The sequence below is a fragment of the Synechococcus sp. J7-Johnson genome, assembly GCF_024345795.1.
GTDB lineage: Bacteria > Cyanobacteriota > Cyanobacteriia > PCC-6307 > Cyanobiaceae > Regnicoccus_A.
In genome coordinates this window covers 1-8,628 of the sequence record NZ_JAGQBU010000054.1, presented here as the reverse complement: position 1 = coordinate 8,628, position 8,628 = coordinate 1, and the positions used below count along the sequence as shown (strand labels likewise).

9 protein-coding genes and 2 pseudogenes are annotated in these 8,628 nt (G+C 58.4%); 1 reads left to right on the top strand and 10 read right to left on the bottom strand.

From position 1 onward, the window contains the following. Nucleotides 1-132 precede the first annotated feature (132 nt). A pseudogene (locus KBY93_RS15535) lies at nt 133-732 on the bottom strand (IS630 family transposase); the annotation flags it as partial. Between the two features lie 424 nt (nt 733-1,156). On the opposite strand from KBY93_RS15535, the gene KBY93_RS15530 reads away from it, so the two are divergent. Continuing rightward, the gene (locus KBY93_RS15530; RefSeq protein ID WP_255095332.1) at nt 1,157-1,663 is read left to right on the top strand and encodes a VOC family protein; all 507 of its coding nucleotides are present in this window, start codon (nt 1,157-1,159) and stop codon (nt 1,661-1,663) included. 68 nt (nt 1,664-1,731) lie between these two features. On the opposite strand, the gene KBY93_RS15525 is transcribed toward KBY93_RS15530, so the two are convergent. The 9 genes and pseudogenes from KBY93_RS15525 to KBY93_RS15485 form a co-directional block, all read right to left on the bottom strand. After that, nucleotides 1,732-2,196 (bottom strand): hypothetical protein, encoded by a 465-nt coding sequence (locus tag KBY93_RS15525; protein WP_255095331.1) that lies wholly within the window; start codon nt 2,194-2,196, stop codon nt 1,732-1,734. Further along, nucleotides 2,196-3,278: a glycosyltransferase family 2 protein gene (locus KBY93_RS15520; RefSeq protein ID WP_255095330.1), complete on the bottom strand. Its 1,083-nt coding sequence runs from the start codon at nt 3,276-3,278 to the stop codon at nt 2,196-2,198. Before KBY93_RS15520 ends, KBY93_RS15525 begins: the two co-directional genes overlap by 1 nt. A gap of 212 nt (nt 3,279-3,490) precedes the next feature. Next, nucleotides 3,491-4,234, bottom strand: coding sequence for a transglutaminase family protein (locus KBY93_RS15515; RefSeq protein ID WP_255095329.1), 744 nt, complete (start codon nt 4,232-4,234; stop codon nt 3,491-3,493). Nucleotides 4,235-4,467: 233 nt separating this feature from the next. Continuing rightward, nucleotides 4,468-4,614 (bottom strand): lmo0937 family membrane protein, encoded by a 147-nt coding sequence (locus KBY93_RS15510; RefSeq protein ID WP_255095328.1) that lies wholly within the window; start codon nt 4,612-4,614, stop codon nt 4,468-4,470. An 87-nt stretch (nt 4,615-4,701) separates the two neighbouring features. After that, on the bottom strand, nt 4,702-5,052 hold the full coding sequence (locus KBY93_RS15505) for a CsbD family protein (RefSeq protein WP_255095327.1): 351 nt from the start codon (nt 5,050-5,052) through the stop codon (nt 4,702-4,704). 500 nt (nt 5,053-5,552) lie between these two features. Further along, nucleotides 5,553-6,461: a cation diffusion facilitator family transporter gene (locus KBY93_RS15500; RefSeq protein WP_255095326.1), complete on the bottom strand. Its 909-nt coding sequence runs from the start codon at nt 6,459-6,461 to the stop codon at nt 5,553-5,555. Nucleotides 6,462-6,688: 227 nt separating this feature from the next. Continuing rightward, nucleotides 6,689-7,450 (bottom strand): alpha/beta hydrolase, encoded by a 762-nt coding sequence (locus KBY93_RS15495; protein ID WP_255095325.1) that lies wholly within the window; start codon nt 7,448-7,450, stop codon nt 6,689-6,691. A gap of 206 nt (nt 7,451-7,656) precedes the next feature. Then, the gene (locus tag KBY93_RS15490; protein ID WP_094553839.1) at nt 7,657-7,836 is read right to left on the bottom strand and encodes a hypothetical protein; all 180 of its coding nucleotides are present in this window, start codon (nt 7,834-7,836) and stop codon (nt 7,657-7,659) included. A gap of 537 nt (nt 7,837-8,373) precedes the next feature. Continuing rightward, nucleotides 8,374-8,502 (bottom strand): annotated as a pseudogene (locus KBY93_RS15485) (transcriptional regulator); the annotation flags it as partial. Nucleotides 8,503-8,628: the final 126 nt, after the last annotated feature.

Below are 8,628 nucleotides of genomic sequence, written 5' to 3'. Positions count from 1 at the left end.
GCCAGGGACGGAAGGACTTGGGCTTCTGCATGCCCCATTCTCGTGGGCAGATCCATTGCTGTCACTGGGATCTGGGCAGATTCGTGGGCGTCTGTGGAGAGCTCGGCCGCTGATCTACGCGCAACAGACTCCGTAGCCCAGGCCCATGGGCAGCAGCGGCTGGGTCCGATCCAGCGCCTGGATCTGCGTCTTCTCGTCGACGCAAAGCACCATCGCCTTGTCCGGCGGGTTCAGGTAGAGACCGACGATGTCGCGGACCTTCTCCACAAAGAAAGGGTCGGTGGAGAGCTTGAACGACTTCTGCCGGTGAGGCTGCACCGAAAAGGTCTGCAGCCAGCGGTGAACGGTGGTTTTGGAGATGCCGGTGGCGGCGGCCAGAGAGCGGGCACTCCACTGGGTGCTGCCATCGGTGGGCTTGGTCTGGAGTGCCCGGTTGATCACCTCGGCCACTGTGTCGTCCTCGTAGGTGCGAGGCCGGCCGGGACGCAGCTCGTCATGCAGACCCTCCAGACCCAGTTCCCGGTAGCGCTTGCGCCACTTGCCGACGGTCATTCCCGTCAGGCCCATTCGCTTGGCGATGGACGTGTTGGTTTCGCCAGCACCGCAGGCCAGGACGATCTGGGCGCGCTGCACGATCGAATGCGGGAGCGAGCGAGAGCTGGCGATGGCCTGCAGTTGCTGAACCTCGCCATCGCTGAGGCCCAGCGGTGGCATCGGACGACCAAGCGCCACGGAGCACCTCGGGAGATACTCCGCATTCTAGAGGTTATTTCCGGGACGGCACACTAGCTCCCCGCTCTCGCTTGGTCGACACCTGGGAGACGGAGTACCTACACGTCATGGAGTCAGCGGAGGCAGTTGTTGAGTGGATCGCCGGTAGTAGATGGCGGCCCGTCGGTCAAGTGTATCCAGTAAAGTGCTGTGTGGTTAGATGATGTAGTCGACTGCTTGATGTCTCCGCTGGTGCCGAGCGCCGACGACGCTCAGCCGTTCATGCAGCGGGACCAGGTCAGGTTGGCCTCCTGGGCTGGTGTAAGCAACACCTCCATCACAATACGCATGGTGCTCGCTGAACGTCAGTTACTGCACGACACGATCGTTGCAGTAACTGCTGGCAATAGCTAAAATTGAGTATTTCCGCAGCAGCTGCAGATCCATGCTCACAAATTTTGACCACGTGACACATGTGGTGAGAGATGTCGAGGCAGCCAAGCATTTCTTTGGCCTGCTGGGTTTCGTGGAAGACAAGTCTGTAGTGATCAAGGGACCGACGTTCTCGGCCTACATGGGGGTGGATGGCATCGAAGCCGAGCACATCAGGCTTGCTCTAACCGGCGCCATGCCACGGGTCGAGGTGCAGTTGCTGAAGTATCATCACCTCGAGCCACTCACCAATGCGGAGACTGGCAGTCTCAGGAATATTGGGTATAATCATGTCTGCTTTGCAGTGGACGATCTGGAGTCTGAGGTTGCCAGACTCACAGCCGAAGGCGTCGAACTCCGAAACGAGGTCATGACGTTCCATGGACGAAAGCTCGTCTTTCTTTGCGGACCGGAGGGCACCACAGTGGAATTGGCAGAGTGGAATCGCAGCATCCTCTCCACGCAAAGGCAGCCAGGAGGTGAGGATCCAGAGGCCTCAGCCGAACCGGCTCAGAGTTGAGGCAGGGTGGGCTGACATACCGGACGCCACTTGCCGGACACCATTTATCTGCTGAGAAATCAGCAGTCTTAATAATGGCGGCTATGCATGGTTAAAAGCAGGGGTTGAAGCCGAAGGCGGTTGTAACGCTGCAGCCACAGGCAGGGCAGGTTGAACAGAGTTGCAAAGACCAAGTTGATCAGCACACCGGCTGGGGGAAGCCACAGAGCTGTAGTGATCCAGAATGGCCAGATGGCCAGGTGCACCAGTTCGGCACGCCTGGTTTCCTCGACAAGACGCTGCAAGGTGGCAGGATCTCTGCTAACCAGACTCTTCTTGAGCACACCTCCAGGAAGGGCGCTGCCAGCATCCGGCAGGAAGGATTTCCAGCGCCGGATCCCCAGATTTCTCTCGTAAGTCTGCATGCTCTCCGGCCAGGGGCGTTGTTTGGTGATCCAGCTGTCTCCAGTCAAAGCCGCCTGGGGTAGGCGATGGGCAAGCACACCGATCAGTAAGGACCACAACATCCAGCCCAGAGCACAGGCCAGGGCCACTATCGCGTGAGAAACTGCCTGCCTTTCCATTCGATCGTACCGCGTTTCAGATTGAAGATCGCCAGAATGAAAACCCCCAGAAAAAAAAGAACAGGGATCGGAAACACCAGGGAGATCCAAGCGAAGTTGCCAACTTGCCATGTGAGCGTAATCAGCTGCACCGCAAATGCAAGGTAGAGGAGCAGATTGGAAAGAACGGATTGCTGACCCATCAATGGCCAACCCAATAGGGACGCCGGCAGGCACCAAGCGGCCCAGAAAAGGCCTGAGATCCACAAGAGAACAGCCAGCATCCAAATTGCACGAACCTCCCCAGCAGCGGTGGCGAAATTCTTGGCGAAGCCCATCACCATGTCATTGAAGCCACCTGGATACATGCGGTACTCGATCAGACCATCACCGATGTACGCACTCACCGGCAATCCGGCTTCTACATACAAGTGGCCCATGAACCAGTCCTCTACCACTTTGCCTGCGACAGCTTCATGGCCACCGACCTTGTCGTAATCAGCACGACTGGTGGCCATAGCCGGCCCGAAGGCCACACCGCATCCCGGCCCCATCGGCACCGCCATCAGCCCCACCAGGCTGAACAGCACCGAAAGCTGCTCGTAAGCCTGCTCGGTGCGATGGAACGGCTGAACCGACACCAGACCGCCAAGCTGCTCTTGGGCAGCCACCAGCCTCTCCAGGAACTCGGGAGCTGGCTCGGTATCGGCATCAAGGAAGACCAGAATCTCGCCTTTGCTGGCCTTGACACCATGATGCAGAGCCCAGGTCTTACCGCACCACCCATCCGGTAGAGAAGGCGGTTGCATCACCTTGGCCCCGAGATCCGCCGCGATAGAAGCGGTGCGATCGCTGGAGTGATCATCAATCACGATCACTTCAAGGGGGGTGAAAGTCTGGGAATTGATGGCTGGCAGCAGATTTGGAAGAGTGCCTTCCTCGTCCCGAGCAGGAATCAGCACCGAAACGGTTGGATTCCCCTTTATCTTGCCCTCAGGGAGCCGGTAAAGCCTCAAGCAGAGTGCCCAGCCAAGCAGCCAGCGCACAAGAACTGAAAGGGCGACTAAGTCCATCGATCGTATATTGTTCTACGGGGTCGTAAAATGAAGCGCGATAAGCCTGAATAACTCAGTTTTGACTCCTAAGATTCGGGCCACAGCAGGGGGCTCAACTCAAATGACAGACCACATGCCAGGCCTGAATCACCAACAGTTCTGGATAGCCGCTGAAGTTGCAGCAACCCATCGTCGAGACTCAGTACAAAGCGAGGTGACCATGCCGGAGGTCATGCCGTCCAGACTTCGAACGACTCCAGCACCGAAGGACCGAACGTGGTTGTGAGGGCCACATCGGCCGCATCCCGGCCACGGGCGATCAGGATCCGCCCGATCCGCGGAGTGTTGTTGCGTGGGTCGAACACATGCCAGCCATCACCGAGGTAGGCCTCAAACCAGGCATGGAAGTCCATGGCTGAATGGGGCGGCGGCACTTCGATGTCGCTCAGATATCCCGTGCAGTATCGGGCTGGGATATTGACGCACCGGCAGAGGGTGATTGCCAGATGGGCGAAATCGCGGCAAACCCCCTCCCGGTTTTCAAAGGTCTGCACCGCTGATTTGGTCGGGTTGGTACGGCCATAGTCGAAATGGACGTGCTCGTTTACGTAATCGCAAATCGCTTGCACCCGCTCCCACCCCGTGCAGGGCTGCTGGAACTGGGACCAGGCAAACTCTGTGAGTAGATCGGTCTCGCAGTAGCGGCTGCCCAGCAGGAAGAGCAAAGCATCATCCGGCAGATCCTCCACCGGCCTTTGCTCCAGCCAAGGCAATACCGGATCGGGCAGAGCGCGATCGGCTACGAGCCCTCTGCTAGTTATCTGCAGCCGCCCAGCTGGGGCCACCAGCCGCTGGCATTGGTTCCCATAGGAATCCACGTAGGAGCGCAGCGGTACCGGCGGATCCAACTGCAACGTGTCGGGCTCAATCAGATCGTCTGCCCTGCTGGCATGGACGCCCAGAGTGACGATCATCGGGGTCGGCTGCGGGCAGCTGACCTCCAGCTTGAATCCCACGCTGATCTGGATAGGCGATGGTGGCACAAGAGGGATATTATGAGGTATTTTCATAGTTTGCTCCAAAGACTCTTGCATAACTAGTCAACGAATTCTGACGGCAACCACGGCGGGCGCTCTCTCGGGTTACAGGGCTACAGACGCTTAGATGCTTGTATCGTATGAGCTCTGAATGCTCCTGGTCAAGGTGATCAGATACCTCGGCCTCTGATCAGACGGAAGATAATTGAGATTACGGCAATCACCAATAGGATATGAATTAGTCCTCCCAACGTGGTGGAGGTAAGCAAGCCCAGGAGCCACAGCACCACAAGGAGGATGGCAATCGTCTCAAGCATGGATTCAATCTGCGAAGAATGGTAATGAGGGCGGGCGCAGCCCTCTCTGCCTTGGCAAGCAGGGCATCGAGGCTGCACCCGAGGGCTTCACTTGATGTTATCTGCGGCTTGTCCTGAAATCTCGCTCACCTTCTTGGCCGCCGCTTTGGCGCCCTGCTTGAGATCTTCGGCGGTGTTCATGGCTGAAGCCTGGACTTGCTTGGCCTTGCCTTTGATCTGATGGCCTGTGTCGCCAGTCAGTTCGCCGTAGGCGGATTCCAGTTTGCCTTCCGCATCTTTAGCGGCGGCATCGAACTTGTTAGACATTGCAGCAAAAGCGATGGGGAATGTAGCATGAATGTGAACCAGTGCCTGAGCAGGCGATGGAAACACGGTGATACCAAAGGCGATCACCAATGCCCAAAGGGAGGTGATCAACTTGAACGGAAAGAGCTTCAACGGATAGTCCTCCAGTGGACTACTTCCTAATTCTAGGAAGGTATCACCTAAAAAGCAACAGACTGACTAAGCGATGCACTAAATAAAACAGCCCAAACATAAATAGATGAGTGCACCACTGGTTTATTCAAATGTGACCAGCCATGTCTGCAGACTGAAATACGAATGACTTGGGTGTGCAGCAACGATGAAAACACTGCTTTTTGCGGGTTCCGCGGGCTGTATTTATACACTGCCTGCATCCTAATAGTTGGTTGATATAGCTGAAAGCTGATAATGGATGGTCAGTTGCTGAAGTCGGAGTGAGCACCAGCGTCTTTGGGCTTGATCGAATCCCCCAGCCAGCTGGCATGGAGCAAAATGGGGGACGTGCTCGAAGACCTGCCTACAACTGAGTTCGGTAACTTCCAATTGCCAAACCCAGGTTCAGTCCAAGAGTTGAACGCGAGCCTGCTGCAGCAACTGGGAAAATCGAATGCAAGGGCAATGCCTCTAACCATTCAACCTTCTTCCCACTGGAACCCCTGATCATTCCAGGATTGTGGATCCTCGATCGGCTCAAGGTGAGTGAGCACATGCGTGCGGTTCAATGTCCTGGCGATCTCGCGCTCCAACTCTTCGCAGAGATCGTGGCCAGCCTGCACCGTCCACCGGCCCGGAACCAGAACATGGAAGGTCACGAATCGGCGTGAGCCGGCCACACGGGTGCGCAGGGCATGGAAGCGGATGTCCTCCGTTTCACGTGAGGCGAGCAATGCCTCCAGCACCCCTTGCTCGTCCTCTGGCAACGAACGATCGAGCAAACCGGAAGCAGTTTCGTGGAGCAGCTTCCAGCCGGTGACGACGATATTGAGCGCCACCGCGATCGCGATCAGAGGGTCGAGGATCGTCAGGCCTGTCACTTTCACCAGGCCAATACCCAGGACGACACCGATTGAGGTCCAGACGTCGGTGAGCAGGTGGTGGGCATCCGCCCGCAGGGTGATCGAGTGGAAACGGCGGGAGGCCCGCAGCAGCACCCAGGCCACCAGCGCGTTGAGGGCAGTGGCCACCAGGGAGAGGGCCAGACCGATTCCAATCTGCTCAAGCGGCTGGGGCTGCTGCAGTCGGCCGACGGCTGCATAAATGATCGCCAGGGCTGCCAAAACGATCAGAACGCTTTCCAGCCCGCTGGAGAAATATTCGGCCTTGAAATGGCCGTAATGGTGTCTACGGTCGGCTGGTTTTGCGGCAAGCGTGAGTGCCCAGAAGGCCCCAAGTGCAGCTACCAGATTCACACCGGATTCCATGGCATCGGAGAGCAGACCCACCGAGCCGGTGAGCCGCCATGCAAGCGTTTTCAGCACGATCGTGGCCACCGCAGCTGCCACCGATAGCAGCATGTAAGAGCGTGGGGATGCGAAGACCATGGGAACTCGGGAGGGGTGTCCGAATGGTGGAACCGTGGGCGTTGATGCTCTGTCTTAATACCAGCGCGGCGCTCTCGTTGCCGGAGAGCCATGACCTGCCGCCATGACCTCTGCCCAGTGATCCGGTACACCTCAATATCCTCGGCTTCTGTGCTGATGGGCTGCATCCGATCGGAGCCAGACTCGCTGATCAACAACACCCGCTAACAACAGTGGAGACGGCCGTACTACAGGCCCTGCAGGGCAGCTCTGATGGCGAGCGAATCGAGAATTGGCGTGTTGTGGTCGAGGTCGGGCACCAGCACCAGCCGCGCCACGCCTGGCTGAAAGGCGCGGTGCAGGGCTTCGGCGTGGCTTGGAGGCACCACCCTATCTAAGGCCGCCGCCACGATTGTGGTGGGTGCGCGCACCAGGGGCGCCTCGGCGGCCGCATCCCAGCGATCGATCAGCAGCAGATCCACAGGCAGCCATGGCATGGTGGCGCGGGCCACTGCCAGCAGGCTGTCGAAGGGCACCAGCAGCACCAGCCGGTGCACCGGGCGGGTGGCAGCCAGATGCACCGCCGGCCCCGTGCCCAGGCTGCGGCCCACCACTGTCACCGCGCTGTGGCGTTTGGCCACATGGGCATAGAGGGCCAGGGCGTCGGCGCGCAGGGCCGATTCGTTGGGACTGCCCTCGCTGCCCCCGTAGCCGCGATAGTGGAGCAGGTAGAGGGCGGTGTCGGGCAGCAGGACGGCCAGCTCGGCGCGGGTCAGGGAAACGTCCTCGGCGTTGCCGCCGAAGTAGATCAGCCCCCGGGGCCCCGGATGGGGGCGATGGGCCACCAGTACGCGCTTGCCCTCCACCTGCAGCTCCAGCCGACTGGAAGGATCGGCCGCGTGCCTTGGGAAGTAGATGAACGAGCGTTGGGTCAGGAACATCAGCAGGCAGACGCCGCCGTAGCCCAGCAGAAGCAAGCCCGCCCAGCCCAGAAACCTATCCACACCCATCGCCGCTACGCCCAATGACCCTCGGCAGACCAAGCTGAACAGCCCAATCGGGACCGATCTCCAGCAGCGCCTGGCCGATGCTGACGTCGCTGAACAACAGGACTTGGAGTGTCAAGGTGTGGCCCACTGCCAGCTGATGGCTACTACGAGTGGAGATATGAGCAGCCATATTGGGTCTGATCAAGACGCGTCCGAGTATGAGGCTCTCAGTCCCCAATCTTCCTGTCCAGCCACTGCGTCACCACGTAGACACCGATAAACATCGGCAGATAAGCGATCCACATGTTCGGGAGGTTCAGTTCTGAGTTGTTGATCAGAACAAGCCCAGCATAGCTGATCAGGCCATAGATCAATGCCCTACGCAGTGGTCCAACAAGCTTCTTCAAGTGAACTGCAACAATGACTCTGCTCCATCTTATCCGCAATGGGAACATCGACAGCCTGGTCAGGGCAGGCGTGGCCTGTGGATTCAGCTTTGCAGAGACCTGGCAGGGGGTTGGATCGGGTTGCGATCAGCCCTGCGGATGGCGAATGTTGCGCCAGATGCCGAATTCGGTGCTCACCGATCACGGTGTAGCAGACCCTGTTGATCCACTTGGCGGTAGCTCCTTGGCTGGCGGTTGCTCATCGCAGAAGAGGCAGCCATTGATTATGGACTCAGGTTGATTGACATAGATCTGTTTGGACAATGCTGCTGATCACCAGGGGCCGGCGCTGAACAGCAATTGCAGCAGGGCAAATCCCGTCAGACAGGTGGCGGCGAGCAACGGGATGGTGTGCAGCACGATTGGGAAATCCCTGCGCTTCGACCTACTGACGATGCTTGATCAAGCTGCCGATGGCGGATCGGATCAGGAGAACAACAAACACACTCGGAGATGAAGTTGTGTTGCTGATTGTGGGATTTTAACATCTCGCCAGCTTCAAGACACGAACAGTCGGTACAGCCAGCGCACGAAACCACCCACCACTGGTACCGGCTCGAAGGTGGGGCCAACGAAATCGAAATAGTCGCGATGCTCCACGATCTTGCCGTCGGCACCGATGCGCAGGCAGGGCTGATTCAAAGTGTGTCACAGGCGCACTGGCCTGAGCTGCCGGCATGGGGTTCGCTCGGTGGTATCGCCTCCTTCCTGTGCCCGAAACCGCCGCTGCCGCAACTGATCTGGATCTGATCA